Genomic DNA, 25260 nt, shown 5'->3' with positions numbered 1-25260 from the left:
GACAGCCTACGCCCTGGCCAATTCAGGGCGCACCACAGCCAAGCCACGCAGCCGCCAGGCCCGCGTGGCTTTTTTCATGCCCGCGCGCCCGGCACCCGGCGGCGCGCCAGCAGCAAATAGACCGTGGGCACCAGCAGCAGCGTCAGCAGCGTGCCCAGGCCCATGCCGCCGACGATGACCCAGCCAATCTGGCGCCGGCTTTCGGCCCCGGCGCCGCTGGCCAGGGCCAACGGCAGCGCGCCCAGCGCCATTGCGGCCGTGGTCATCAGGATGGGGCGCAGGCGCTGCACGGCGGCAGTGCGCGTGGCCTTCGCCAGCGCCATGCCCTGCTGGCGCATCTGGTTGGCAAACTCAACGATCAGGATGCCGTGCTTGGTGATCAGCCCGACCAGCGTGATCAGCCCGATCTGTGAATAGACGTTGAGCGTGCCGCCGCTGAGCCACAGGGCCAGCAGCGCGCCCACCATGGACAGGGGCACCGAGACCATGATGACCAGCGGATCGACGAAGCTTTCGAACTGTGCCGCCAGCGCCAGGTAGATGAACAGCAGCGCCAGCGCAAAAACCAGCGTCAGCGCGCCCTGTGCGCTGCGGTACTCGCGCGATGCGCCGCTCAAAGCCGTGGCATAGCCCTGGCCAGCCGGCAAGGTGCGTGCGGCCAGCTCATCCATGAAGTCCAGCGCCTGGCCCAGCGTGTAGCCGGGCGCGATGCGAGCGGTCAGCGTGGCCGAGCGGCGCTGGCCGAAGTGGTTGAGCTCGCGCGGCGCCGCGCCCTCATCGCTGCGCAGCAGCGCCGACAGCGGCACCAGCGCGCCCTGGGCGCTGCGCACCTGAATGCGGCCGATTTGCTCTGGCGTGGCGCGCGCCGGCGCCGCCAGCTGCACCCAAACGTCGTACTGCTCGGCGCCTTTCTTGTAACGCGTGACGATGCGCCCGCCCAGCAGGCTCTCCAATGTGCGCGCCACCGTGGCCGGCTGCACGCCCAGGTCGGCCGCGCGCTCGCGATCGACCTCGATGCGCAGCTGCGGCGCACTCAGGCGCAGATCCACATCCGGGCTGTCGATGGCCGGGTGCTCGCGCATAGCCTGCATGAACTGCTGCACGATCTCGTGCAGCTGCTCATAGCTGCCGGTGGTCTGGATCACATACTGCAGCGGTCGGCTGCTAAAGCCCATGCCCAGCGGCGGCGGTGTATTCAAAAAGCTGAACACGCCCGGCACCTCGCGCATGTCTCGCCCGACCTGAGCGGCCAAGGCCTCGATGCCGCGCTGGCGCTCGCTCCAGTCCACGGTGCGCACGGTCAGCGTGCCGTTTTGCACCGTGGGGTTGCCAACGCTGGCGAAAACGCGGTCGAACTCCGGGTGGCGCCGCACCAGCGCCTCGGCCTCGCGCACATAGCGGTCGGTGTAGTCCAGCGAGGCGCCATCGGGCGCGCTCATGCGCACCTGCAGCGTGCCGCGATCCTCCATTGGCGCCAGCTCGGCCGGCAGGCGCGGATACAGCCAGGCCAGTGCCAGACCGCAGCCGAGCATGGCCAGCAACACGGCCATGCGCCCGGCCCAGACTGGTCGCTGCGCCGCTGCAGCCAACAAGGTTGATGCGGCCGGTGGCGGCGCGGGCGCTGTCTTTTTCGCGGCGGCCAGGGCCTGCCCGGCCGCCTCGGCGCGTGTGCGCACCGTCCAGCCCAGCACGCTTGCATAGCCGCGCTCCAGCCCGCGCAGCGCCCGCTGCACGGCCTGCGCCCAGCGCCCGGCCTGGGCATGGGGGCGCAACAGCAGCGCGCACAGCATGGGCGAGAGCGTCAGCGCCACAAAGCCCGAGACCAGCACGGCCCCGGCCAGCGTGAGCGCGAACTCGGCAAACAGCCGCCCGGTGCGCCCTGGCGTAAAAGCCAGCGGCGCATAGACGGCCGCCAGCGTCAGCGTCATGGCGACGATGGCAAAGCCGATCTCGCGCGCGCCCGCGATGGCGGCCTCAAAGGGCCGCTGCCCGGCCTCAATGTGGCGGTGGATGTTCTCCAGCATGACGATGGCGTCGTCCACCACCAGGCCAATGGCCAGCACCATGGCCAGCAGCGTCAGCGTATTGATCGAAAAGCCCGCCAGCGCCATCAGCGCAAAGGTGCCAATCAGGCTGATGGGGATGGTGACGATGGGCACCAGCGCCGCGCGCAGCGAGCCCAGAAAGACCACGATGACCAGCACCACCAGCAGCACAGCCTCGGCGATGGTGGCGTACACGCTGGCGATGGAGCGCTCGATGAACACCGCGTTGTCGTTGGCGATGGTGACCTGCACATCGCCGGGCAGCTCGGCGCGCAGGCGCTGCAGCGCCTGGCGAATGCCTGCGGCCACCTCCAGCGGATTGGCCGTGGCCTGGCGCACGATGCCCATGGAAACGGCCTCTTGCCCATTGAAGCGCACGCGGCTGCGCAGGCTGGCCGGCCCTTCCTCGACCTGGGCCACGTCGCCCAGGCGCAGCTTCAGGCCCGCGCCATGGCGCAGCACGATGTCGGCAAACTGGCTGGGCGTGACCAGCTCTGTGTGCGAGACGACGTTCAGCTCTCGCTCGTGCGATTCGATGCGCCCTGCGGGCAGCTCCAGATTGCTGGCGCGGATGGCGCTCTCGATCTCCTCAACCGTCAGCCCGTGCGCGGCCATGCGCTCGGGCTGCAGCGCGACGCGCATGGCGTAACGGCGCTCGCCAAAAATGGGCGTGTCGGCCACGCCCGGCACGGTTTGCAGCAATGGGCGCGCAATGCGCAGCATCAGCTCGTTGATCTCCAGCGGGCTGCGCTGCGCCGAGCTGAAGGCCAGCCAGATCACCGGCGTGGCATCGGCCTCGACCTTGGCCACGACCGGCTCGTCAATCTCCGCCGGCAGGCGGGCGCGCACGCGCGCGACGCGGTCGCGCACCTCGGCGGCGGCGCTGTCCGGGTCCTTCTCCAGCACGAAGCGCACGGTAATCTGCGCCTGCCCGGCGCGGCTGATGGAGCTGATCACATCCACGCCTTCGATGCCTGCGATCGAGTCCTCCAGCGGCTTGGCCACGCGCGACTCCACCACTGCTGCCGACGCGCCGCTGTAGCTGGCGCGCACCGTCACCACCGGCTCGTCGGTGCGCGGGTATTCGCGCACCGTGAGCGTGAAAAAGCTCACCAGCCCCACCAGCACCAGCAGCAGCGACATCACCGTCGCCAGCACCGGCCGGCGCACCGACAGCTCGCTCAGGCCCATGGCACACCCCGCATGGCACTGCGGCGCAGCGGCTGCCCAGGCGCGGGCGCTGCACTGAGCGTTGCACCGAATGCGGCGTCCTGGCCCGCCTCGGGGCTGGGGCCATCATGGGGGCTGGGGGTGGCGTGATCGGACAACGGCGGCGGCTCAGGCTCGGCCCAGCGGATGCGCACGCGCTGGCCCGAGCGGTTGGCGCGGTGCTGGCCGGCCACCATCACCACATCGCCCACTGCCAGGCCCTCACCGCGCACCTCCACCCAGCCGGGCAGGCGCTGGCCCAGTTGCACCGGCAGGCGCTCGGTGCGAAACACCGTCTGCGGCGGCCAGCCCAGGCGGCCATCGCCCTGCGGCGTGGGCGCCTGGGCCTGCCAGGGCTGCACCCGGATCAGCGCAGGCCCCTGGGCATTGCTCAGCACAGCCTGCTCTGGCACCAGCACGGCCTGGGCGCGCTCTTGCAGCACCAGCTCCACCTGGGCCGACATGCCCGGGCGCAACTGCCGGTCGGGGTTGGGCAGACGCGCGCGCAATGCCAGCGCACGCTCTTGCGCATCGACCAGCGGGTCGATGGCCTGTACCGTGGCCTGGCGCTGCACTCCGGGCAGCGCGTCAAAGCGCAGCTGCACGGCCTGGCCTACGGCCAGTTGCGCGGCCACGCGCTCGGGCAGGCGAAAGTCCACCAGCAGTACATCCAAATCCTGCAGCTGCAGCACCACCTCGCCTTCGCGCACGTAGTCGCCCACGTGCACATCGGCCAGGCCGGCCACTGCGTCGAACGGCGCCTGGATGCGCAGGCGCTCGAGCTGGGCCTGGGCCAGATCACGCCGTGCCTGGGCGATCTGCAGCTTGGCCGCGCTTTCTTCGAGCGCGGCGCGGCTGATGAAGCCGCGCTGCACCAGCTCGCGGCTGCGGCCGTGGTTGGCGCGGGCCAGCTCCAGCTCGGCCTGGGCCTGCTGCCAATGGGCGCGCTCGAGCCGATCGTCCAGCTGCAGCAGCAACTGGCCCTTGCGCACCGGCTGGCCTTCGCGGAAGTGGATGGCGCGCACCCGCCCGCTGGCCTGCGGGCGCAGCGCACTGCTCTGGCGCGCGCGCAGCGTGCCAGTGGCCTGCGCCACATCGCGCAGCGGCCGGCCAATGGCCTGGGCCACCTCGATCAAGGCCGGGGCACTGGCCGATGCATTGGCCTGTGGCCCAGGCTTCAAGGGCGCTGCAGGTCCTGCAGATGGCCGCTCCCCCTGCCCTGCCGCAGTATTGCCCGCTGCCTGCCAGCCCAGCGTGCGCGCCAGCAATGCCTGCCCCTCAGGGCGCTGCAACCACCAGGCCAGCAGCAGCGACAGCAGCAGAACGATCAGCAACAGGGTTTTGCGCAACAAGGGCCGCATGGCACACCGACAAGGCAAGAAAACAAAGCAAACCTCTGCACTACCCCAGCGGCTGGCGCCGGATAGTGCAGAGGTTCTCGAACAAAGCCAAAGCCCGCACGGCGGCGGGCGGCGCTCAAGGATACAGGCCGCGCAGCTCGCGGGCGAGCAGGATGCGCGAGCAGGCCACGATGAAGGTGGCCGTGCGCAGGTTGACCTGGTGCTGCTGCGCCACCTGCCAGACGGCGTGGAAGGCGTCCTTCATGATCTTGACCAGGCGCTGGTTGATCTCGTCCTCGGTCCAGAAAAAGCTGGAGAAGTCCTGCACCCACTCGAAGTAGCTCACCGTCACGCCGCCGGCGTTGGCAATCACGTCGGGCAGCACCAGCACGCCCTTGTCATCCAGGATGTCATCGGCGCCGGGCGTGGTCGGGCCGTTGGCTCCCTCGATCACCATGCGCGCCTTGATGCGCGGCGCATTGTCCTCGGTGATCTGCCCTTCCAGCGCCGCCGGGATGAGGATGTCGCAGTCCACGCCCCAGAACTCCTCGCCGCTGAGCTTGTCGGCCTTCTTGAAGCCGCCTACGCCGCCGCTGTCACGCACATGCGCCAGCAAGGCCTCGACATCCAGCCCGCTGGCGCGGTAGAGCGAGCCTGTGTGGTCCTGCACGGCGACGATCTTGGCACCCGCCTCGGCAAACAGGCGCGCGGCCGTGCCGCCCACATTGCCCAGGCCCTGCACGGCCACGCGCGCGCCTTCGATGTCCAGGCCGATGAGCCGGGCCGCCTCGACGCCGACGGTGAACACGCCGCGCCCGGTGGCCTCACGCCGCCCCAATGAGCCGCCAATCTCCACCGGCTTGCCGGTGACCACGCCCGTGGCCGTGGCGCCGATGTTCATGGAGTAGGTGTCCATCATCCAGGCCATGGTGCGCTCGTTGGTGTTCACGTCCGGCGCGGGGATGTCCTTGTTTGGGCCGATGATCAGGCCGATCTCGCTGGTGTAGCGGCGCGCCACGCGCTCGAGCTCGGCCTGCGAATACTTGCGCGGGTCGATGCGGATGCCGCCCTTGGCGCCGCCATAAGGCACGTTCACGGCCGCGTTCTTGATCGACATCCAGGCCGACAAGGCCATGACTTCGGAGAGCGTCACATCCTGGTGAAAGCGCACGCCGCCCTTGCCAGGCCCGCGCGAGAGGTTGTGCTGCACGCGATAGCCCTCGAAATGCGCCACCGAGCCATCATCGAGCTCGATGGGAACGTCCACAATCAGCGAGCGCTTGGGGTGCTTGAGCGTCTCGACCCACTTGGCCAAATGGCCCAGGTAGGGCGTGACGCGATCGACCTGCTTCAGGTAAATGCCCCAGGGGCCCAGGTGGGCCGGATCCAGATACGAGGGCAGCGCATGCTGCTGCGACAGTGGCGACGACGGCGCTGCCGCCGGCTTGGCGCCCTGGCCCTTGGCGGCCTTGGCAGCGTGTTTCGCCTCGCGCTTGGCGCGGCCTTTGGCGTCCTTGTCCTTTTTCTTCGCGGCATCCTTGGCTGCCGACTTGTTCTTGCCAGAAGGGGGCATATTGATCTCCTTACCTCTATACGTACAACGCAACGGCCGGCAGCATAAGCGCGGCGTCAGGCCTTGTCCATGCCGCCGGCGCGCAAAGCCCAGCCAATGGCGCTACAGTCTCGCCCTTTGCCGCCCCACCGACTCGCCGCCATGAAACTCCAGGGCAAACGCCGCCGCATCGTCTATGTGCTGATCTACGAGGCCATCGCCATTGCCGTCTCCAGCTGGGGGCTGGCGCTGCTGAGCAGCAGCGGCATGCAGCGCGCGCTGCTGGCGGCCGTGGCGGCCTCGGCCACCGCAGTGACCTGGAACTACATCTTCAATACCTTATTCGAGCGCTGGGAGGCGCGCCAACCCACCCGGGGCCGCAGCATTCGGCGCCGCCTGGCCCACGCCCTGGGCTTCGAGGGCGGACTGATCTTCTTCCTGGTGCCGCTGCTGGCCTGGCTGCTGGGCGTGAGCCTCTGGCAGGCTTTCGTGATGGACTTTGGTCTGATGCTGTTCTTCTTGGTCTACACCTTCGTCTTTACCTGGTGCTTTGACCGCATCTTTGGCTTGCCCACAGCCGCCCAGCCACTGCAGGGCGCGCCGGCCCAGGCGGGCAAGACTCAAGCGCGCTGAGCCAGGCCAATCGGCGCCCGCCGCCAACCGGGCCGGGCGCCCGCCTGGCGGCGGGCTGGCACAATAGCGGGTTTGCCTGATTTCCGCCCCCCTCATTTCCCGGAGCGCCAATGACCCGCGCCGCTGCTGCCCCTGCCGCCTCTTCTGCCACGCCCCCTGCCATGCCGCCGCTGCGCCTGGCGGGGCTAGAGCCTTTGACCATCGACGAAGGCACGCTGTTCGTCAACATTGGCGAGCGCACCAACGTCACCGGCTCCAAGGCGTTTGCGCGCATGATTCTCAACGGCCAGTATGAAGAAGCCCTGGCCGTGGCGCGCCAGCAGGTGGAGAACGGCGCGCAAATCATCGACGTGAACATGGACGAGGCCATGCTGGACTCCAAGGCGGCGATGGTGCGCTTTCTGAACCTGATTGCCAGCGAGCCGGACATTGCGCGCGTGCCCATCATGGTCGATTCCTCCAAGTGGGAGGTGATCGAGGCCGGGCTGCGCTGCATCCAGGGCAAGGGCGTGGTCAACTCCATCTCGATGAAGGAGGGGGTGGAGGAGTTCAAGCGCCAGGCCACGCTCATCAAGCACTACGGCGCGGCGGCCGTAGTGATGGCCTTTGACGAGAAGGGCCAGGCCGACACCTTCGCGCGCAAGATCGAAATCTGCGAGCGCGCCTATCGCATCCTGGTCGATGAGGTGGGCTTCCCGCCCGAGGACATCATCTTCGACCCCAACATCTTCGCCGTGGCCACCGGCATTGAGGAGCACGACAACTACGCCGTGGAGTTCATCGAGGCCACGCGCTGGATCAAGCAAAACCTGCCGGGCGCAAAGGTCTCGGGCGGGGTGAGCAACGTCTCCTTCAGCTTTCGCGGCAACGACCCGGTACGCGAGGCCATCCACACCGTGTTCCTCTACCACGCCATTGCGGCGGGCATGGACATGGGCATCGTCAACGCCGGCATGATTGGCGTGTATGACGACCTGGAGCCGACCTTGCGCGAGCGCGTGGAGGACGTGATCCTCAACCGCCGCCCCGATGCGGGCGAGCGCCTGGTGGAAATTGCCGAAAGCGCCAAGGGCCAGGCCAAGGACGAGAGCAAAAAGCTCGAATGGCGCGGCACGCCAGAACACCCCGTGCCGGTGGAAAAGCGCCTGGCCCATGCGCTGGTGCAGGGCATCACCGACTTCATCGTACAGGACACGGAAGAGGCCTGGCAGGCCATTCGCGCCAAAGGCGGGCGGCCGCTGCACGTCATCGAAGGGCCGCTGATGGACGGCATGAACATCGTGGGCGACCTGTTCGGCCAGGGCAAGATGTTTTTGCCGCAGGTGGTCAAATCCGCGCGCGTGATGAAGCAGGCCGTGGCCCATCTGGTGCCCTACATCGAGGAGGAAAAACGCCAGCTCCAGGCCAGCGGCGCGCAGGTCAAGAGCAACGGCAAAATCGTCATGGCCACCGTCAAGGGCGACGTGCACGACATCGGCAAGAACATCGTCTCCGTCGTGCTCGAGTGCAACAACTTTGAAGTGGTCAACATGGGCGTGATGGTGCCCTGCCACGAAATCCTCGCCAAAGCCAAGGAAGAAGGCGCGGACATCATCGGCCTCTCCGGCCTGATCACCCCCAGCCTGGAGGAAATGCAGTACGTGGCCGGGGAGATGCAAAAGGACAACTGGTTCAAGGAGCGCGGCATCCCGCTGCTCATCGGCGGCGCCACCACCAGCCGCGTGCACACCGCCGTGAAGATCGCGCCGCACTATGAAGGCCCGGTCGTCTACGTGCCCGATGCCTCGCGCAGCGTGGGCATTGCGCAAAACCTGCTGGGCGAAGGCGCCAGCGCCTTCATCGCCGAGACCCAGGCCGATTACGAGCACGTGCGCCAATTGCACGCCAACAAAAAGCCCGCCGCGCTTTGGCCGCTGGACAAGGCGCGCGCCAACGCCACCTCCATCGACTGGAGCGCCTGGCGCCCCGCCACGCCACGCGCGCTGGGGCGGCGCGTGTTCCACAACATCGATTTGCGCGAGCTGGAGCGCTTCATCGACTGGGGGCCGTTCTTCCAGACCTGGGATCTGGCTGGCCCCTTCCCCGCCATCCTGGACGACGAAATCGTCGGCGTCGAGGCGCGGCGCGTCTATGCCGATGGCCAGGCCATGCTGCGCAAGATCATCGACGGGCGCTGGCTCAAGGCCAGCGGCGTGATGGGCCTGTACCCGGCCAACAGCGTGGGCGACGACATCGTTTTCTACCGCAATGAAGCCCGCACCCAGCCGCTGATGACCTGGTGGGGCCTGCGCCAGCAAGCGCCCAAGCAGGCCGTGGGCGGCGTCATGCGCCCCAGCCGCTGCCTGGCCGATTTCGTCGCGCCCCAAAGCAGTGGCATTGCCGACTACGCCGGCATGTTCGCCGTCACCGCCGGGCTGGACATCGAGAAAAAAGAAAAGGAATTCGAGCGCGCGCTGGACGACTACTCGGCCATCATGCTCAAGGCTCTGGCCGACCGCCTGGCCGAAGCCTTTGCCGAATACCTGCACTGGCGCGTGCGCACCGACCTGTGGGGCTACGCCGCGCAGGAGGCGCTCTCCAACGAGGAGCTGATCGCCGAGAAATACCAGGGCATCCGCCCCGCGCCCGGCTACCCCGCCTGCCCCGACCACAGCGCCAAAATCGCCTTGTTCGAGACCCTGCGCACCGACGAAATCGGCATGCGCCTGACCGAAAGCCTGGCCATGTGGCCCGCCTCCAGCGTCAGCGGCTTCTACATCGCCCACCCCGAGAGCAGCTACTTCACCCTGGGCAAGATCGGCCAGGACCAACTGCAAGACATGGCCCAGCGCCGCGCCATGCCCGAGGACGAACTGCGCCGCCTGCTCGCGCCCGTGCTGGAGCATTGAGCACTGGCGGTGCGACAGGCCGATGGGCAGCCGCTGTCTCGCCCCGCCAAACACGCTGCAAACAGGTAGGAGCACTTTCCCGCCATCGCCCATGACAGGAAGCCGCGAAAATAATTTCTGTCTTGACAGAAATTTCAGTTCCTATACATTACCACCCCATGGAACTGACCGATATCGCACGCCGCTTCGTCGTCCACTGGGGCGAAATGGGCTCCGCCTGGGGCGTTAACCGCACGGTGGCGCAAATCCATGCGCTGCTGTTCATCCACGGCCGCCCGCTGCATGCCGAGGCGCTGGCCGAGACCCTGGGCGTGGCGCGCTCGAACGTGAGCAACAGCCTCAAGGAGCTGCAGAACTGGAACCTGATCCGCGTCACCCACGTGCTGGGCGACCGGCGCGATTACTTTGAAACCTCCAGCGACGTGTGGGCGCTGTTTCGCACCATCGTGCGCGAACGCAAGGAGCGCGAGTTCGACCCCACCACGCGCCTGCTGGCCGAGCTGGTGGCGCGCGAGGACTTCGCCGCCGAGCCGCCCGACGCGCAAGACCGCCTGCGCGAAACCCTGCGCTTCATGCAGGCGCTGGGCGCCTGGAGCGAGGAGATGCTGCGCCTGTCGCCCAGCACGCTGGAAAAAGTGCTCAAGCTCGGCGCCAGCGTGCAGAAGCTGGTGCGCTGAACCCTTAACCGACCAGGAGCCGCCCATGCGCATTCAAACCCACATCGACATCGCGGCCAGCGCCGCCACCTGCTTCGATCTGAGCCAGGACTACGCCCTGCGCCCGCTGTGGGACAGCCTGACCCCGCACGCCCGGCCCGCCACCGCAGCCGACGGCACGCGCGTGGCGCACTGCCCGGCCCCGCTGGGCATGGCGTTTGACGTGGCTTACGTCAGCTTTCAGCGCCCGCGCGTGGCCGCCTTCCGCCTGCTGCGCGGGCCCTGGCTGTTTGCCGCGCTGGCAGGCAGCTGGCGCTTCGTGCCCGATGGGCCGGGGCGCTGCCGCGTGCACTTCACTTACCACCTGCGCCTGCACCGGGCCGTGGCCTGGCTGCTCACGCCGCTGGTGGGCCGCTACGTGCAGCGCCAATCGCGCCAGCGCCTGCGCGCCCTCAAGCGCCTGGCCGAAAGCCTGGAGCCATGCCCAGGCCGCGAAAGCAGCAAAAGCAGCACAAGCCGCCGCGCCCCTTTTTTTGCGCCTTGATTTCACTTTTTTCTGAAATATCCATTTTTAAAAACCAAGGAGATCACCATGCCCGCCACCTACCCCCTGACGCTGTACTACGACGCCTCCTGCCCGCTGTGCGCGGCGGAGATGCACGCGCTCTTGCAGCGCGACGCACACGGCCGCCTGCGGCTGGTGGACTGCTCGCCCCCCGGCTTTGACGGCGCACCCGCCGGCTGCACCCAGGCCGAGCTGATGCGCCTGATGCACGCCCAGACCGCCGACGGCCGCGTGCTGGTGGGCGTGCCCGCGTTCGAGGCTGCCTACGCCGCCGTGGGCCGCCACCGCGTGGCAAGCGCCCTGCGCCATCCGCTGCTGGGTTGGCTGGCCCGCGCGCTCTACCCGCACCTGGCGCGCCACCGCCAGCGTCTGCCCCGCTGGCTGGCGCGCTGGCTGTTCGCGCGCCCCCTGGCACAGCCCCTGCAGGAGGCACAGGCCCACGCCGCCCGTCATGCCAGCCAGCGCTGCGGCCCGGCGGGCGCTTGCCGACTGGATGAAAGCACGCCCCAGCGCCCATCCAGCAAGCCCCAGCAGCTATTAAAAAAGTAGCAAACCCTTCTTCACCACCTTGACAGGAGCCTTGCCATGACTTCGACCGAGTCCTTGAACCTGACGCTGCTGCTGGCCAACGTGCTCATCGCCCTGCTCGGCCCGCTGGCGGCCGTGCACTACCTGCGCCCCATCCTTGTGCACGTGCTGCGCACACTGTGCGAAGACGGCAGCGCTGCCGAATTCTGGGTGCGCTGCGCCTACCTGCTGGCCCTCAGCGGCAGCCTGATGCTGGCGCTGGCCTTTGGCGATTTCCGCGCCAGCGCCGCACCGGCCGAGGCCCTGCGCCACAGCCTGCTGCTGATGTGCGGCGGCGTGTTCGTCAGCGTGGCCCTGATCGCGCGCGGCGTCTGGCGGCAAGTGGCCGCCCTGCTCGAAGCCCGGCGCCAGGCCGAGGCCCTGGCCCATCTGTGCGACCCCACTCCCCCAATCCATGCCGGAGAAGCTCTATGACCGCCCCAGCCCCCACACCTGCCCCCGCCCCCACCGTGCTGCTGTGCGGCGCCAACGGCTTCATCGGCCGCCACATCGCCCAGGCCCTGCGCCGCGCAGGCTGGCAGGTGCGCGCCGCCAGCCGCCACAGCAGCCCGGCTGTGGATTTCACCCAGGCCAGCACGCCAGCTCACTGGGCGCCGCTGCTGCACGGCGTGCAGGCGGTGGTCAACGCCGTGGGCCTGCTGCGCGACAGCCGCGCACGGCCCATGGCGCTGGTGCACGATGCCGCCCCGCGCGCCCTGTTCGACGCCTGCGCCGCCCACGGCCTGCGCCGCGTGGTGCAGATCTCCGCGCTGGGCATCGCCCATGGCGCTACCCCCTACGCCCGCACCAAGCGCGCCGCCGACGCCCACCTGCTGGCGCTGACCGAGGCCGGCCAGCTCGACGGCGCGGTGCTGCGCCCCAGCCTGGTGTTTGGCGCGGGCGGCGAGAGCACGCGCCTATTCCTGGCGCTGGCGCGCCTGCCCTGGCTGGCCTTGCCGCGCCCGGTGCTGCAAGCGCGCGTGCAGCCCCTGGCCGTGTGGGACCTGGCCGGTGCCGTGGCGCGCCTGCTGCCGCCGCCCGCTGGCGCGGCCACGGCCACAAGCGCCACCACTGACTTCACCGCCAACAACATCGCCGACAACACCGCCGCATTCACCGGCCTGGCCGATCTGGCCGGCCCGCAGGCCATGACGCTGGCCGAGTACATCGCCCTGCTGCGCACGCAACTGGGTGCGCTGGATGGCAAAGCGCCCGCCCGCCCCGCCCGCATCTGGCCCCTGCCCCATTGGCTGACCCAAGCCAGCGCGCGCCTGGGCGATGCCCTGCCCTTTTCCCCCTGGTGCAGCCAATCGCTGGCCCTGCTGGCCAGCGACAACGTGGCCGACGCCCACACCCTGCCCGCGCTGCTGGGCCGCCCGGCCTCGCCCCCGGCGCGCTTCATCGCGGGCCTGGCCGCATCCGCCGGAGGCTGACATGCCAAACACACCCGCAACCAGCCACGCCCCGCATGACATCCACGCCCCTGGCGCACTGCGCCTGCTGCGCGCCAGCCTGATCGCCGTGTGCTGGCTCACCGTGGCCGCCAGCCTGATCGAATGGAACGGCCAAAGCCTGGCGCTGCTGCATGCTGGCGGCGTGCCGCCGGGGCCGCTGGCGCACGCGCTCATCGGCGGCGGCGTGGCGCTGGACATCGCCCTGGCGCTGGCGCTGACCTGGCGGCCCACCCGCGCCACCTACGCCCTCACGGCCCTGGCCGTGCTGGGCCTGACGCTGGCCGCCACCGCGCTGCTGCCCGCGCTGTGGCTGCACCCCATCGGCCCGCTGAGCAAGAACCTGCCCATCCTGGCCATTCTTTTCGTCCTCTACCGGAGCGCCCCATGAACAGCTATCTCATCGTCAAATGGCTGCACATCCTCAGCAGCGTGCTGATGGTTGGCACGGGCTTTGGCTCGGCCTTCTACATGTTCTTTGCCAACCGCTCGGGCAACGTGGCCGCGCAGGCCGTGGTCAGCCGCCTGGTGGTGCGCGCCGACACCTGGTTCACCACGCCGGCCGTCATCGTGCAGCCCGTCACCGGCGTGCTGCTGGCCTACTGGGCCGGCTGGCCGCTGAGCACGCCGTGGCTGGCCGCCTCGCTGGCGCTGTACGCGCTGGCCGGCGCCTGCTGGCTGCCCGTGCTGTGGCTGCAACTGCGCATGGCGCGCATGGCCCAGGCCGCCCACGCCAGCGGCAGCGCCCTGCCCCATGAATACGCACGCCTGGCCCGCTGGTGGGAGGCGCTGGGCTACCCGGCCTTCATCGCCATGGTGCTGGTGTACTGGCTGATGGTGAACAAGCCCGCGCTGTGGGCGGCGTGATGCCTTGCTTTTCCGGCAGGCCATGCCCCCTCCTACAATCGCGCCCCATGTTTATTCACCTGCGTTTGCACACTGAGTTTTCCGTCGTCGATGGCACGGCCCGCATTGGCGATGTGGTCGCGCGCGCGGCCAAGGATGGGCAGCCGGCCCTGGCCATCAGCGATTTGAACAATCTGTTTGGCGCCGTCAAGTTCTATACCAAGGCGCGCGGCAAGGGGCTCAAGCCCATTTTGGGCGCCGAGGTGGTGGTGGCCGGGGCGCCTGGCGATGCGCCCACGCGGCTGCTGCTGCTGGTGCAAGACTGGCAGGGCTATTTGAGCCTGAACGCGCTGCTGGCGCTGGCCTGGACGGACAAGCAACACGCCGCCGCGCAGGCCCAGGGCATGGGGCAGGTGAGCATGGCGCAACTGGAGCAGCACAGCCAGGGGCTGATTGCACTCTCGGGCGCGCAGCAGGGGGCGGTGGGGCGCAGCTTGCTCAATGGCGATTTCCCGCAGGCGTTCGAGCGGGCGATGGAGCTGGCGCGCATCTTCCCCCGGCGCTTTTACATTGAGCTGCAACGCGCGGGCCGCCGCGATGACGAGCGCTACATCGCCCAGGCCGTGCAGTTGGCGGCCAAGGCCGGGCTGCCGGTGGTGGCCACGCACCCGATCCAGTTTCTCGATGCCGACGAGTTCGAGGCCCATGAGGCGCGCGTGTGCATTGCCGAGGGCGAAATCCTGGGCGATCAAAAGCGCCAGCGCCGCTTCACGCCTGAGCAGCATTTCAAGACCGCCGCGCAAATGCAGGCGCTGTTTGCCGACATCCCCAGCGCCATCGCCAATACGGTGGAAATCGCCAAGCGCTGCAATCTGACGCTGGTGCTGGGCAAGCCGCGCCTGCCGGACTTCCCCATCCCCGAGGGGGAAACCATCGAGAGCTACTTCCGCCAGCAATCGCACGCCGGGCTGGAGCAGCGCCTGGCGCTGCTGTACCCCGACGCCGCACGGCGGGAAGCCGAGCGCCCTCGCTACGTGCAGCGGCTGGAGTTCGAGCTGGAGACCATCCTGAAAATGGGCTTTCCCGGCTACTTCCTGATCGTGTCGGACTTCATCCAGTGGGCCAAGGCCAACGGCTGCCCGGTGGGGCCGGGGCGCGGCTCGGGCGCGGGCTCGCTGGTGGCCTATGCGCTGTCCATCACCGATCTGGACCCGCTGCAATACAACCTGCTGTTCGAGCGCTTTCTGAACCCGGAGCGGGTCTCCATGCCCGACTTCGACATCGACTTTTGCCAGACCAACCGCGACCGCGTGATCGAGTACGTCAAGCAAAAGTACGGGCGCGAGGCCGTCAGCCAGATCGCCACCTTCGGCACCATGGCCGCGCGCGCGGCCATCCGCGACGTGGGCCGGGTGATGGACATGAGCTACACCTTCTGCGACGGCATCAGCAAGCTCATCCCCAACAAGCCGGGCAAGCCCGTCACCCTGCAATACCCGCCAGAGAACCTCAGCGAGGCCGACAAGGAGAAATACGCCATCGCCGCCGAGCCGCTGCTGGCCGCGCGCATCGAGAACGAGGAGGAAGTCAAATCCCTGATCGAGATGGCGCAAAAGCTCGAAGGGCTGACGCGCAACATCGGCATGCACGCCGGCGGCGTGCTGATCGCGCCGGGCAAGCTCACCGATTTCTGCCCGCTGTACCAGCAGCCCGGCAGCGATGCGGCCGTGAGCCAGTACGACAAGGACGACGTGGAGGCCATCGGCCTGGTCAAGTTCGACTTTCTGGGCCTGGCCACGCTCACCATCCTGGAGCTGGCGCGCCAGTTCATCATCGCCCGCCACCCCGGCCAGCAGGACTTCGCCTTTGAAAAGCTGCCGCTGGACGACAAGGCCACCTACAAGCTGTTTCAGGAAGGGCGCACCGAGGCCGTGTTCCAGTTCGAAAGCCGCGGCATGCAAGGCATGCTCAAGGAAGCGCGCCCCAGCCGCCTGGAAGACCTCATCGCCCTCAACGCCCTGTACCGCCCCGGCCCGATGGACCTGATCCCCAGCTTCGTGGCGCGCAAGCACGGCAAGGAGGAGGTCGAGTACCCGCACCCGCTGGTGGAAAAGGTGCTGAGCGAGACCTACGGCATCATGGTCTATCAGGAGCAGGTGATGCAGACCGCGCAGATCCTGGGCGGCTACAGCCTGGGCGGCGCCGACTTGCTGCGCCGCGCCATGGGCAAGAAAAAGCCCGAGGAAATGGCCAAGCACCGCCTGATCTTCCGCGAGGGCGCGGCCAAGAACGGCATCAGCGAGGCCAAGGCCGACGAAGTCTTCGACTTGATGGAGAAGTTCGCCGGCTACGGCTTCAACAAATCGCACGCCGCTGCTTACTCGCTGCTGGCCTACCACACGGCCTGGCTCAAAGTGCATTACACGGCCGAGTTCTTCTGCGCCAACATGACCATTGAGATGGACGACACGGACAAGCTCAAGGTCTTGCTGGAGGATGCGCAAAAATTCGGCATCCGCTTCGAGCCGCCGGACGTCAACCACGGCGCTTACCGTTTCGAGCCGGTGTCCAACCGCCTCATCCGCTACGGCCTGGGCGCCGTCAAAGGCACGGGCCAGGCCGCCATCGAAGCCATCATCGCCGCGCGCGAAGGCCGGGGCGAGGGCGACAAGGGCCGCCAAAGCGGGCCGTTCAAAAGCCTGTTCGACTTCTGCCTGCGCGTGGACAAGCAAAAAATCAACAAGCGCACGGTCGAGGCGCTGATCAAGGCCGGCGCTTTCGACACCATCCACGCCGATCGCGCTGCGCTGCTGGCCTCGCTGGACATGGCCTTCGAATGGGCCGCCACGCAGCTGGCCAATGCCAACCAGGGCGGGCTGTTCGACATGCTGGGCGAAGACGCCGTGGGCGCCAGCGGCCAGGAGCCGCCGCTGCAGGCCACCCTGCCCTGGGGCGTGCGCGAGCAGCTGCTGCACGAGAAAACCGCGCTGGGCTTTTTCCTCTCCGGCCACCTGTTCGACGAATACGAGGCCGAGGTACGCCAGTTCGTGCGCACGCCCGTGGCCGCGCTGGAGGACAGCCGCGAAACGCAGCGCGTGGCCGGCATCGTCAGCGGCCTGCGCAGCGCCAACGGCCCGCGTGGCAAGGTCACCATCTTTACGCTGGACGACAAAAGCGGCGCCATCGAGGCCGTGGCCGACGAGGCGCTGATGGCGCGCTGCGGCCAGCACATCCGCGAAGATGAGCTGCTGGTGCTCAACGCCCGCTACCAGCCAGGGCGCAACGGCTTCGAGCCGCGCCTGAACGTGCAGGACGCGCTGGATTTGCCCAGCGCCCGCTGCGCCTTCGGCCGCTGGCTGAAGCTGGACTGGCTGGCGCCTGAGCAGGCGGGCAACACGCAGCAGCCATTGCAGCAATTGCAGGCCTGGATCCAGGCGCACCAGCCCGCAGCGCACGCCAGCCCCGCTGCCGAAATCCAAGCCGCCCATGCCGAGGACGATGAGGCCGAACCGCCGCGCAAGCGCGGCGTGCGCCTGCGCATCCGCCTGCGCTGCCACGGCGCGCAGGGCCAGCACGCCGCCGCCGAGCTGCTGCTGCCCGAGGCGCAGGCCATCTTCCCCAGCGAGCAGGCCCTGCACGCGCTGCGCGTGCACAACGGCGGCGCCGGCGTGCAGATGGTCTATCCATGAAGCGCGCCGCAGCGCCCACATCCATCACACCCCAGGCCATCTGCCCATGATCCAGAACATCCAGATCCTGCGCTTCGTCGCCGCCTTGCTGGTCACGCTGCACCACGCCACGCCGCCCATCGTGTGGCAAATCGTTTATCCGGAAATCCCGGTACTGCACCAGATCGCCAAGATCGGCTTTGCCGGGGTGGACATCTTCTTCGTCATCAGCGGCGCCATCATGGCCGAGACCACGCGCCAGCTACAACCCGGGCTGCGCAGCGCTGCGGGCTTTGCCGTCAAGCGCTTTGCACGCGTCTACAGCGGCTGGTGGCCGGTGTTCCTGATCTTCCTGGCGCTGTACCTGGGCAGCAATGCCTACGAGGGCAAGAACATCAATCTGCTCAAGTCCTTCCTGCTGCTGCCCCAGCCGCTGGATGCGCAGCTGCTGCCCATCGTCTGGACGCTGGTGTACGAGCTGTACTTCTATCTGCTGGTGGCCGTGCTGCTGCTGTGCCAGCGGGCCACGCAGCTGCGCATTCTGTTCCTGCTGGGGCTGGCCATCGCCACGCTGACCGTGGCCTTTGCGCAGCAGGGCATCTACAGCCCCGATGGCCTGGGCCGGCTGCCGCTGCTGGTGGAGTTCACCTGCTCGCCCTTTCTGCTGGAATTCATTGCTGGCTTTCTGGTCTGCGACTGGGTACGCCGCCACCCGCAACAGCCCTGGCAACTGTGGCTGGCCGCCAGCTTGCTGTTTTGCATTGCGGCCTATCTCTATCAGAGCAGCAGCCTGATGCGCGGCTCGGGCATGGCCGGCTACTTCCACTACCCCGAGCGCGTGATGCTGTTTGGCATCCCGGCCTGCGGCCTGCTGGTCGTGGCCCTGTGCCTGCCCGAGCCGCGCAGCCGCCCGGCGCTGCTGGCGGCCCGGCTGGGCGATGCCTCGTACTCGCTGTACCTCACCCATCTGCTGGCGCTGCGCGGCATGTACATCCTGATGCCGCTGGTGCCCGGCCTGCTGGGCCTGTGGCGCCACGTGCCCAGCTACTTGCTGGCGCTGCTGGCCTGCCTGGTCTATGCCTGGATCCACTACCGCCTGATCGAGCGACCGCTGTACCGCCTCAGCCTGCGCTGGATCATGCCCCGCGCTGCATTCCCCACGACGACCGACTCGGCCACGAAGGCCGCGCAATGAATGACCAACCCGACTGCAATACACCCCACGCCTGACCCCGCCCCCGACCAAGCCTTGATCGCCGCCACGCGGCGCTGGGTCGATGTGGCCGTCATCGGCCTGAACCTCTGCCCCTTCGCCAAGGCCGTGCAGCACAAGGGCCTGGTGCACTACGCCGTCAGCCGCGCTCAAACGCCGCAGCAGCTGCTCAAGGATCTGGCGCGCGAGCTGCTGGCGCTGGCCGACCTGCCCCCCGAACAGCGCGACACCAGCCTGCTGATCGTGCCGGACATGCTGCACGACTTTCTGGACTTCAACGATTTCCTGGACGAGGCCGACGCCCTGCTCGAACGCCTAGGGCTGGAGGGCGTGCTGCAAATTGCCGACTTTCACCCGCAATACCAGTTCGCCGGCACCGAGCCCGAGGACATCGCCAACTACACCAACCGCGCGCCCTACCCCACGCTGCACCTGCTGCGCGAGGACAGCATCGCCCAGGCCGTGCAGGCCGTGCCCGATGCCAGCGCCATCTTCGAGCGCAACATCGCCACCCTCGAAGCCCTGGGCCTGGCCGGCTGGCAGGCGCTGGGCCTCGGCCCAGCCGATGCCGCCGTGCCCAGCACCGATGCCGCCACCCCTCCCGCGCCCCCCGCCGGGCCGCAGCAGTCATGACAGGCAAGCTCACCCCCAGCCCCGCACCCAGGCAGCCCGGCGCGCGCCGCCGCCCGGCCCCGCAAGCGCAGCAGGATCGACGCGCGCGGCAAGACGCCGCTGCCCAAGGGCAAGCCGCACTGGCCGAGCTGGGCCTACCCGCCGGCGCCAGCATCGAGCTGCTGCAGGCGCTGCACATCCTCACGCGCGAAGGCCGGCTGAACCAGGACTCGCGCCGCAAACTCAAGCAGGTGCTGCATCTGGTGCAATTCATCGAGCCGCTGATCCACGACATCGACCGCCAGCGCGGCGCCCAGAGCGCCGAGAGCGCTGATGGCACAGTCGATGCCGGCCCCGTGCTGGTTGACCACGGCGCGGGCAAGTCCTACCTGGGCTTCATCCTCTACGACCTGGTGCTGCGCCCGCTGGGGCGCGGTCGCGTCATCGGCGTGGAATGGCGCCCGGCCCTGGTGGCGCAATCACAGGCGCTGGCCCAGCGCCAGGGCTTTGCACGCATGGACTTTCTGCCCATGGCCGTGGCCGATGCCCAGAAGCACCCGGGCCTGCCCGCGCGGGTGGACATCGTCACCGCGCTGCACGCCTGCGACACCGCCACCGACGATGCCATCGCCTTCGGCCTGGCCAAGCAGGCCCAGGCCATGGTGCTGGTGCCCTGCTGCCAGGCCGAGGTCGCCGCGCACCTGCGCCGCAACAAGGCCCTGCAGCTGGCGCGCACCCCGCTGGCCGAGCTCTGGCGCCACCCGCTGCACACGCGCGAGCTGGGCAGCCACGTCACCAACGTCATGCGCTGCCTGTACCTGCAGGCCTGCGGCTACCAGGTCACCGTCACCGAGCTGACCGGCTGGGAGCACAGCATGAAAAATGAGCTCATCATTGCCCGTTGGACTGGCCAGCGCCAGCGCAGTGCGCGCGAGCGCCTGCAGGCCATGGCCGAGCAACTGGGCCTGCAGCAATGGCTGCAGCAGCGCTTTGCACTGCCCGCGCCCACCCAGGAAAAACCCTGAAAACTGCAGCCCGCGCGGCCAATGAAGGGTTTATGCGCATAGCGCAGCAGCCCCCAGTTTGGCTAGATTAACGGCCATTGCAACAACACAAGGAGAGCATTGCATGACGCAAAAAGTAGCCTACGTCACCGGCGGCATGGGCGGTATCGGCACAGCCATCTGCCGACGCCTGCATCAGGATGGCTTCAAGGTGATTGCCGGCTGCGGCCCCACGCGCGACTACCAGAAATGGCTGGACGAGCAAAAGGCCCAGGGCTTCACGTTCTACGCCAGCGTGGGCAACGTGGCCGATTGGGAATCCACCGTGCAGGCCTTTGCCCAGGCCAAGGCCGAGCACGGCCCGATTGACGTGCTGGTCAACAACGCAGGCATCACGCGCGATCGCATGTTCCTGAAGATGACCCGCGAGGACTGGGACGCCGTCATCAGCACCAACCTCACCAGCATGTTCAACGTCACCAAGCAGGTGATCCCGGACATGGTGGAAAAAGGCTGGGGCCGCGTAATCCAGATCAGCTCCGTCAACGGCGAAAAAGGCCAGGCCGGCCAGACCAACTACTCGGCCGCCAAGGCCGGCATGCACGGCTTCACCATGGCGCTGGCCCAGGAGCTGGCAGGCAAGGGCGTGACGGTCAACACCGTCAGCCCCGGTTACATCGGCACCGACATGGTCAAGGCCATCCGCCCCGACGTGCTGGAGAAAATCGTTGCCACCATCCCCGTCAAGCGCCTGGGCACGCCCGAGGAGATCGGCTCCATCGTCGCCTGGCTGGCTGGTGAGGATTCGGGCTTCACCACCGGCGCGGACTTCTCCTGCAACGGCGGTCTGCACATGGGCTGAGCCAGCGCTCGCCCCCTGCCACAGGGAGCCTGCCGGGCTCCCTGTTTTTTGGGCCGCCGCTCAGCGGTCAGTGATGCGCATCACCGGCCTGGTGTGCTGTCCGCCAGATCACTGCACATAAAATCGCGCTTTGCCCTCCAGCCCGGCCGCACATTGCCGGGCTGTCATTTCCGCCATCAACACAGGAAGGAACCACCCGCCATGACCATCAAGCTGGGGATCAACGGCTTTGGCCGCATCGGTCGCAACGTACTGCGCGCTGCAGTGCAGAACTTTGACGACATCGAAGTCGTCGGCATCAACGACCTGCTCGAACCCAACTACCTGGCCTACATGCTGCAGTACGACAGCGTGCATGGGCGCTTCAAGGGCGAACTGGCCGTCGAGGGCAACACCCTGATCGTCAACGGCAAGAAGATCCGCCTGACCCAGGAGAAGGACCCGGCCAATCTGAAGTGGGACGAGGTCGGCGCCGAAGTGGTGCTGGAGTCCACCGGCCTGTTCCTGACCAAGGAAACGGCGCAAAAGCACATCGACGCCGGCGCCAAGAAGGTCATTCTCTCGGCCCCCTCCAAGGACGACACGCCCATGTTCGTGGTCGGCGTGAACTGCCAAAGCTATGCCGGCCAGGCCATCGTCTCCAACGCCTCGTGCACCACCAACTGTCTGGCGCCGCTGGCCAAGGTGCTGCACGACAAGTGGGGCATCAAGCGCGGCCTGATGACCACTGTGCATGCAGCCACAGCCACGCAGAAAACCGTCGATGGCCCCTCCTCCAAGGACTGGCGCGGCGGCCGCGGCATTCTGGAAAACATCATCCCCAGCTCCACCGGCGCGGCCAAGGCTGTGGGCGTGGTGCTGCCAGCGCTCAAGGGCAAGCTCACCGGCATGGCATTCCGCGTGCCGACCTCCGATGTGAGCGTGGTCGATCTGACCGTGGAGCTGGAAAAGCCCGCCACCTATGAAGAAATCTGCGCCGAGATGAAGGCCCAGTCCGAAGGCAAGCTCAAGGGCATCCTGGGCTACACCGAGGACAAGGTCGTGGCCACCGACTTCCGTGGCGACCCGCGCACTTCGATCTTCGACGCCGACGCCGGCATCGCGCTCGATGGCACCTTCGTCAAGCTCGTCTCCTGGTACGACAACGAATGGGGCTACTCCAACAAGTGCCTGGATCTGGCACGCGTGGTCAGCGCCAAGTAAACACGTCCCTGCGGGTCGCCGCAACGCCCGCCGCGCTGCCGACGGCCCGCCCCACACCCAAAACGATGAATCGCCCCGCCCAGCCCACAACCCTGCCCGACACCCAGGCGCAGGTGGCCGGTTTCCAGCAGGTTCGCCAAGCGCACCGCATGGAAATCATCGAGGACTATGTGGAGCTGATCTCCGACCTGCTGCACAGCACCGGCCAGGCCCGGCAGGTGCAAATCGCCCAGCGCCTGGGCGTGGCCCAGCCCACGGTGGCCAAAATGCTCAAGCGCCTGCACAGCGAGGGCTACGTGCAGTTGCGCCCCTATCAAGGGGTGCTGCTCACCGAAAAAGGCGAGCAAACGGCCAACTACAGCCGCCAGCGCCACCAACTGGTGGAATCGTTTTTGCTGGCCCTGGGCGTGGACCCGGAATGCGCCAGCCGCGACGCCGAAGGCATGGAGCACCACGTCAGCCAGGCCACACTGGATGCCTTTGAGCGCTACCTGCAGCAGCATGCCCAGGTCAAGCCTGCGAAAAAAACGCGCCAAGGCTAGAGCGTGTTATGCACTTTCCGCCCCCCGTGAGAGCGCCCCGGCATGCCCATGCAGCAGGCGCGCAACACATGCCCGCCTGCCGTTGCATCAGGCCCGGCCAAACCTTGCCCTGCCAGCACCAGGGCATTTAGACTTGCGCGCTTTCGTTAGGCGGCGCAGCGCGCACTGCCATGCCTGCCCCACAGGGCAGGGGAAAGCCCCCTGCGCTCTGCCCACCTTTTCACCCTGCCCCACCATTTGCAAAGGAGCCACCCATGACCCAACGCCATGCCCCCGCACTTTGCAACCTGGCAGCGCCGTGGCCTGCGCTTTGAAGTCCTGAGCAGGGTTTAAGAAACTGCGCACGCACCCCGTGCGACAGCGCGCCCGCGCCGGTGGGCTGAGCAGGCCCATCGCCTGACCACCCGGCCCGCAGCGTATCTCACGCGCCATCCCCGACACAGCAACGCCAGCCCCGTGTGCCATGCCCGCTTCTGCGGCAGGCGCACGCTGGCCGCGCCGTGGCCGCATGGGCCTGCAGCGCCCCAGGTTGCCCATCACATCGTGTTTGTTTTCCCGACAAGGATTTCTCATGGGCAATTCTTTGCAAGGCAAACCCAGCGCGGACAAGGTGCGCGTGTTTGCCAACAACGACGTTTGGCTGGAAGCCAATGCCGTGGCGCAGCTGCACACCACGGCGCAACTGCCGCACATCCACGCAGCCGTTGGCCTGCCAGACCTGCACGCCGGCCGCGGCTACCCCATCGGCGCGGCGTTTTTCTCAGTCGGCCATCTGTACCCGGCGCTGGTGGGCGGCGACATAGGCTGCGGCATGGCCTTGTGGCGCACAGGGCTGAAAGCGCACAAAACCTCTCCTGCCCGGCTGGAAAAACTGCTGGGCAGCCAGGAAGGGCCTTTGCCTGAGGCGCTGCTGGCCCAGGCGCAGCCCGAGCTGACCGCCCTGTGCCACGACGCTGCACTGCCGCTGTCCGCCGCGCAGCTGGCAGGCAGCCTGGGCAGTATCGGCGGCGGCAACCACTTTGCCGAGCTGCTGGCCTGCGAGCAGCTGTACGCCGTGCCCGAAGGCGACGACTCTGCCGATGCCGCAGCCACGACTGCACTGTGCGCGGCGCTCGACCCCAAGGCCGTGTACCTGCTGGTGCACAGCGGCTCGCGCGGCCTGGGCGGCGCCATCCTGCGCGCCCAGGTCGAGGCCCATGGCCACGCCGGCCTGGCCGCCGATACGCCCCAGGCGCAGCACTACCTCATGCAGCACGAGGCCGCGCTGCGCTACGCTCGCCTGAACCGCGAGGCCATCGCGCAGCGCTTTTTGCAGGCGCTGCGCAGCGACGGCCTGCCGCTGCTGGACGTGAGCCACAACCACGTGCTGCCCGCCACCCACGGCGGCCTGCAAGGCTTCATCCACCGCAAGGGCGCCACGCCGGCCGATGTCGGGCCGGTGTTCATCCCCGGCTCGCGCGGCGACTACAGCTACCTGGTGCAACCGCTGCCCGGCTGCGATGCGGCGCTGAACTCGCTGGCACACGGCGCCGGGCGCAAGTGGGCGCGCAGCGATTGCATGGGCCGGCTGGCGCCGCGCTTTCAGGCCAGCGCCTTGCGCAAGACCCGCCTGGGCAGCACCGTGGTCTGCAACGACAAGGCGCTGCTGTACGAGGAGGCGCCACAGGCCTACAAAGCCATCGACAGCGTCATCGCCAGCCTGCTCGACGCCGGCCTGGTGCGACTGCTGGCACGCTTCAAGCCGCTGCTGACCTACAAGAAAGGAGACCAGCCATGCTGCTGATCCAGATCACCGCCGCCCAAGGGCCGGCCGAGTGCGAACTGGCTGTGCGACTGACGCTGCAGGCCCTGCTGGACGACGCCCGGCGCGCCGGCGTGCAGGCCGAGCAGGTCGAGAGCCTGGCCACGGCAGCGGGCTACAAATCCGTGCTGCTGCAGCTGCAGCCGCCAAGGCCCGGCGATGAGCGCGGGCTGCAAGCCTGGCTGCAGGGCTGGCTGGGCAGCATCCAGTGCATCTTCCCCAGCCCGCTGCGGCCCGGCCACCGGCGCAAGAATTGGTTTGTGGCCGTGCAGCGCTGCCCCACGGCCGGCGAAGGCCCGCACCCAGCCCTGCGCGAGGAGGACATCGACTACCAGGCCTGCCGCGCCAGCGGCAAGGGCGGCCAGCACGTCAACACCACCGACTCGGCCGTGCATGCCGTGCACCGCCCCAGCGGCATTGCCGTCAAGGTCATGAGCGCCCGCAGCCAGCATGCCAACAAGCAGCTGGCCCGGGCCCTGATCGCACTGCGGCTGGCTGAGCAGGCCCAGGCCCGCCAGGCCGCCGCACGCCAGGCGCGCACGCAACTGCACTGGCAGGTCGATCGCGGCAATCCGGTGCGCGTGCTGCGTGGCCCTTAGCAGG

At 68.1% G+C, this 25260-nt stretch carries 21 protein-coding genes; 18 read left to right on the top strand and 3 right to left on the bottom strand.

The window, feature by feature from the left end:
- Positions 1 to 74 precede the first annotated feature (74 nt).
- The 3 genes from CK620_RS01065 to CK620_RS01055 all read right to left on the bottom strand — a co-directional run bounded on the left by CK620_RS01065 (position 75) and on the right by CK620_RS01055 (position 6167).
- Positions 75 to 3236, bottom strand: coding sequence for an efflux RND transporter permease subunit (locus CK620_RS01065; RefSeq protein WP_095548751.1), 3162 nt, complete (start codon positions 3234 to 3236; stop codon positions 75 to 77).
- Positions 3227 to 4615, bottom strand: a complete 1389-nt coding sequence (locus CK620_RS01060) for an efflux RND transporter periplasmic adaptor subunit (protein WP_095548750.1) — start codon at positions 4613 to 4615, stop codon at positions 3227 to 3229. The genes CK620_RS01065 and CK620_RS01060 overlap by 10 nt, the downstream gene beginning before the upstream one ends.
- Before the next feature lie 115 nt (positions 4616 to 4730).
- Positions 4731 to 6167 carry a Glu/Leu/Phe/Val family dehydrogenase gene (locus CK620_RS01055; protein WP_095543616.1) on the bottom strand — a complete coding sequence of 479 codons (1437 nt, stop codon included), beginning with the start codon at positions 6165 to 6167 and terminating at the stop codon, positions 4731 to 4733.
- Positions 6168 to 6308: 141 nt separating this feature from the next.
- Here CK620_RS01055 and CK620_RS01050 point away from each other — a divergent pair, with 141 nt between their 5' ends.
- From CK620_RS01050 to prfH, 18 genes are all read left to right on the top strand, one after another.
- Entirely contained in the window at positions 6309 to 6779 is a 471-nt protein-coding gene (locus CK620_RS01050; protein ID WP_095548749.1) for a PACE efflux transporter, read from the top strand.
- A gap of 110 nt (positions 6780 to 6889) precedes the next feature.
- Positions 6890 to 9667 (top strand): methionine synthase, encoded by a 2778-nt coding sequence (metH, locus tag CK620_RS01045; protein ID WP_095548748.1) that lies wholly within the window; start codon positions 6890 to 6892, stop codon positions 9665 to 9667.
- Between the two features lie 158 nt (positions 9668 to 9825).
- Positions 9826 to 10344, top strand: a complete 519-nt coding sequence (locus CK620_RS01040) for a GbsR/MarR family transcriptional regulator (protein ID WP_095538306.1) — start codon at positions 9826 to 9828, stop codon at positions 10342 to 10344.
- A 25-nt stretch (positions 10345 to 10369) separates the two neighbouring features.
- Positions 10370 to 10867 (top strand): type II toxin-antitoxin system RatA family toxin, encoded by a 498-nt coding sequence (locus tag CK620_RS01035; RefSeq protein ID WP_095548747.1) that lies wholly within the window; start codon positions 10370 to 10372, stop codon positions 10865 to 10867.
- A gap of 48 nt (positions 10868 to 10915) precedes the next feature.
- Positions 10916 to 11437: a thiol-disulfide oxidoreductase DCC family protein gene (locus CK620_RS01030; RefSeq protein ID WP_095548746.1), complete on the top strand. Its 522-nt coding sequence runs from the start codon at positions 10916 to 10918 to the stop codon at positions 11435 to 11437.
- Positions 11438 to 11473: 36 nt separating this feature from the next.
- Entirely contained in the window at positions 11474 to 11890 is a 417-nt protein-coding gene (locus CK620_RS01025; protein WP_122253552.1) for a hypothetical protein, read from the top strand.
- Entirely contained in the window at positions 11887 to 12888 is a 1002-nt protein-coding gene (locus tag CK620_RS01020; RefSeq protein WP_095548744.1) for an NAD-dependent epimerase/dehydratase family protein, read from the top strand. Before CK620_RS01025 ends, CK620_RS01020 begins: the two co-directional genes overlap by 4 nt.
- Position 12889: 1 nt before the next feature.
- Entirely contained in the window at positions 12890 to 13297 is a 408-nt protein-coding gene (locus CK620_RS01015) for a DoxX-like family protein (protein ID WP_095548743.1), read from the top strand.
- Positions 13294 to 13773, top strand: coding sequence for a DUF2269 family protein (locus CK620_RS01010; RefSeq protein ID WP_095548742.1), 480 nt, complete (start codon positions 13294 to 13296; stop codon positions 13771 to 13773). Before CK620_RS01015 ends, CK620_RS01010 begins: the two co-directional genes overlap by 4 nt.
- A 47-nt stretch (positions 13774 to 13820) precedes the next feature.
- Positions 13821 to 17441 (top strand): DNA polymerase III subunit alpha, encoded by a 3621-nt coding sequence (gene dnaE / locus CK620_RS01005; RefSeq protein ID WP_095548741.1) that lies wholly within the window; start codon positions 13821 to 13823, stop codon positions 17439 to 17441.
- A gap of 46 nt (positions 17442 to 17487) precedes the next feature.
- Positions 17488 to 18615, top strand: coding sequence for an acyltransferase family protein (locus CK620_RS01000; RefSeq protein WP_095543693.1), 1128 nt, complete (start codon positions 17488 to 17490; stop codon positions 18613 to 18615).
- Positions 18616 to 19266 (top strand): DUF1415 domain-containing protein, encoded by a 651-nt coding sequence (locus CK620_RS00995; protein ID WP_095548740.1) that lies wholly within the window; start codon positions 18616 to 18618, stop codon positions 19264 to 19266. It abuts the gene before it with no gap.
- A complete protein-coding gene (locus CK620_RS00990) occupies positions 19263 to 20270 on the top strand; it encodes a class I SAM-dependent methyltransferase (protein WP_095548739.1) in 1008 nt (335 codons plus the stop codon). Before CK620_RS00995 ends, CK620_RS00990 begins: the two co-directional genes overlap by 4 nt.
- A gap of 103 nt (positions 20271 to 20373) precedes the next feature.
- The gene (gene phbB / locus CK620_RS00985; RefSeq protein ID WP_095542896.1) at positions 20374 to 21111 is read left to right on the top strand and encodes an acetoacetyl-CoA reductase; all 738 of its coding nucleotides are present in this window, start codon (positions 20374 to 20376) and stop codon (positions 21109 to 21111) included.
- 201 nt (positions 21112 to 21312) lie between these two features.
- Positions 21313 to 22314, top strand: a complete 1002-nt coding sequence (gene gap / locus CK620_RS00980; RefSeq protein WP_095538294.1) for a type I glyceraldehyde-3-phosphate dehydrogenase — start codon at positions 21313 to 21315, stop codon at positions 22312 to 22314.
- A 65-nt stretch (positions 22315 to 22379) separates the two neighbouring features.
- The gene (mntR, locus tag CK620_RS00975; RefSeq protein WP_095548738.1) at positions 22380 to 22856 is read left to right on the top strand and encodes a manganese-binding transcriptional regulator MntR; all 477 of its coding nucleotides are present in this window, start codon (positions 22380 to 22382) and stop codon (positions 22854 to 22856) included.
- 571 nt (positions 22857 to 23427) lie between these two features.
- A complete protein-coding gene (locus tag CK620_RS00970; protein WP_095548737.1) occupies positions 23428 to 24639 on the top strand; it encodes an RNA ligase RtcB family protein in 1212 nt (403 codons plus the stop codon).
- Positions 24630 to 25256, top strand: a complete 627-nt coding sequence (gene prfH / locus CK620_RS00965) for a peptide chain release factor H (protein ID WP_095548736.1) — start codon at positions 24630 to 24632, stop codon at positions 25254 to 25256. The genes CK620_RS00970 and prfH overlap by 10 nt, the downstream gene beginning before the upstream one ends.
- The last annotated feature ends 4 nt before the right edge of the window (positions 25257 to 25260 follow it).

Source organism: Vandammella animalimorsus, assembly GCF_002285285.1.
Lineage (GTDB): Bacteria > Pseudomonadota > Gammaproteobacteria > Burkholderiales > Burkholderiaceae_C > Lampropedia > Lampropedia animalimorsus.
The sequence above is the reverse complement of the archived record's forward strand: the minus strand, read 5'-3'. Positions and strand labels throughout refer to the sequence as shown.

Bases quoted from the DNA above. Each gene is read 5' to 3' on its own strand.
- CK620_RS00990 (WP_095548739.1), top strand. From the start codon at position 19,263: ATGACAGGCAAGCTCACCCCCAGCCCCGCACCCAGGCAGCCCGGCGCG.
- gap (WP_095538294.1), top strand. From the start codon at position 21,313: ATGACCATCAAGCTGGGGATCAACGGCTTTGGCCGCATCGGTCGCAAC.
- CK620_RS01020 (WP_095548744.1), top strand. From the start codon at position 11,887: ATGACCGCCCCAGCCCCCACACCTGCCCCCGCCCCCACCGTGCTGCTG.
- CK620_RS00970 (WP_095548737.1), top strand. From the start codon at position 23,428: ATGGGCAATTCTTTGCAAGGCAAACCCAGCGCGGACAAGGTGCGCGTG.
- CK620_RS01000 (WP_095543693.1), top strand. From the start codon at position 17,488: ATGATCCAGAACATCCAGATCCTGCGCTTCGTCGCCGCCTTGCTGGTC.
- CK620_RS00995 (WP_095548740.1), top strand. From the start codon at position 18,616: ATGACCAACCCGACTGCAATACACCCCACGCCTGACCCCGCCCCCGAC.
- prfH (WP_095548736.1), top strand. From the start codon at position 24,630: ATGCTGCTGATCCAGATCACCGCCGCCCAAGGGCCGGCCGAGTGCGAA.
- CK620_RS01010 (WP_095548742.1), top strand. From the start codon at position 13,294: ATGAACAGCTATCTCATCGTCAAATGGCTGCACATCCTCAGCAGCGTG.
- CK620_RS01060 (WP_095548750.1), bottom strand. From the start codon at position 4,615: ATGCGGCCCTTGTTGCGCAAAACCCTGTTGCTGATCGTTCTGCTGCTG.
- CK620_RS01030 (WP_095548746.1), top strand. From the start codon at position 10,916: ATGCCCGCCACCTACCCCCTGACGCTGTACTACGACGCCTCCTGCCCG.
- CK620_RS01050 (WP_095548749.1), top strand. From the start codon at position 6,309: ATGAAACTCCAGGGCAAACGCCGCCGCATCGTCTATGTGCTGATCTAC.
- phbB (WP_095542896.1), top strand. From the start codon at position 20,374: ATGACGCAAAAAGTAGCCTACGTCACCGGCGGCATGGGCGGTATCGGC.
- metH (WP_095548748.1), top strand. From the start codon at position 6,890: ATGACCCGCGCCGCTGCTGCCCCTGCCGCCTCTTCTGCCACGCCCCCT.
- CK620_RS01025 (WP_122253552.1), top strand. From the start codon at position 11,474: ATGACTTCGACCGAGTCCTTGAACCTGACGCTGCTGCTGGCCAACGTG.
- CK620_RS01035 (WP_095548747.1), top strand. From the start codon at position 10,370: ATGCGCATTCAAACCCACATCGACATCGCGGCCAGCGCCGCCACCTGC.
- CK620_RS01015 (WP_095548743.1), top strand. From the start codon at position 12,890: ATGCCAAACACACCCGCAACCAGCCACGCCCCGCATGACATCCACGCC.
- CK620_RS01065 (WP_095548751.1), bottom strand. From the start codon at position 3,236: ATGGGCCTGAGCGAGCTGTCGGTGCGCCGGCCGGTGCTGGCGACGGTG.
- CK620_RS01055 (WP_095543616.1), bottom strand. From the start codon at position 6,167: ATGCCCCCTTCTGGCAAGAACAAGTCGGCAGCCAAGGATGCCGCGAAG.
- CK620_RS01040 (WP_095538306.1), top strand. From the start codon at position 9,826: ATGGAACTGACCGATATCGCACGCCGCTTCGTCGTCCACTGGGGCGAA.
- mntR (WP_095548738.1), top strand. From the start codon at position 22,380: ATGAATCGCCCCGCCCAGCCCACAACCCTGCCCGACACCCAGGCGCAG.
- dnaE (WP_095548741.1), top strand. From the start codon at position 13,821: ATGTTTATTCACCTGCGTTTGCACACTGAGTTTTCCGTCGTCGATGGC.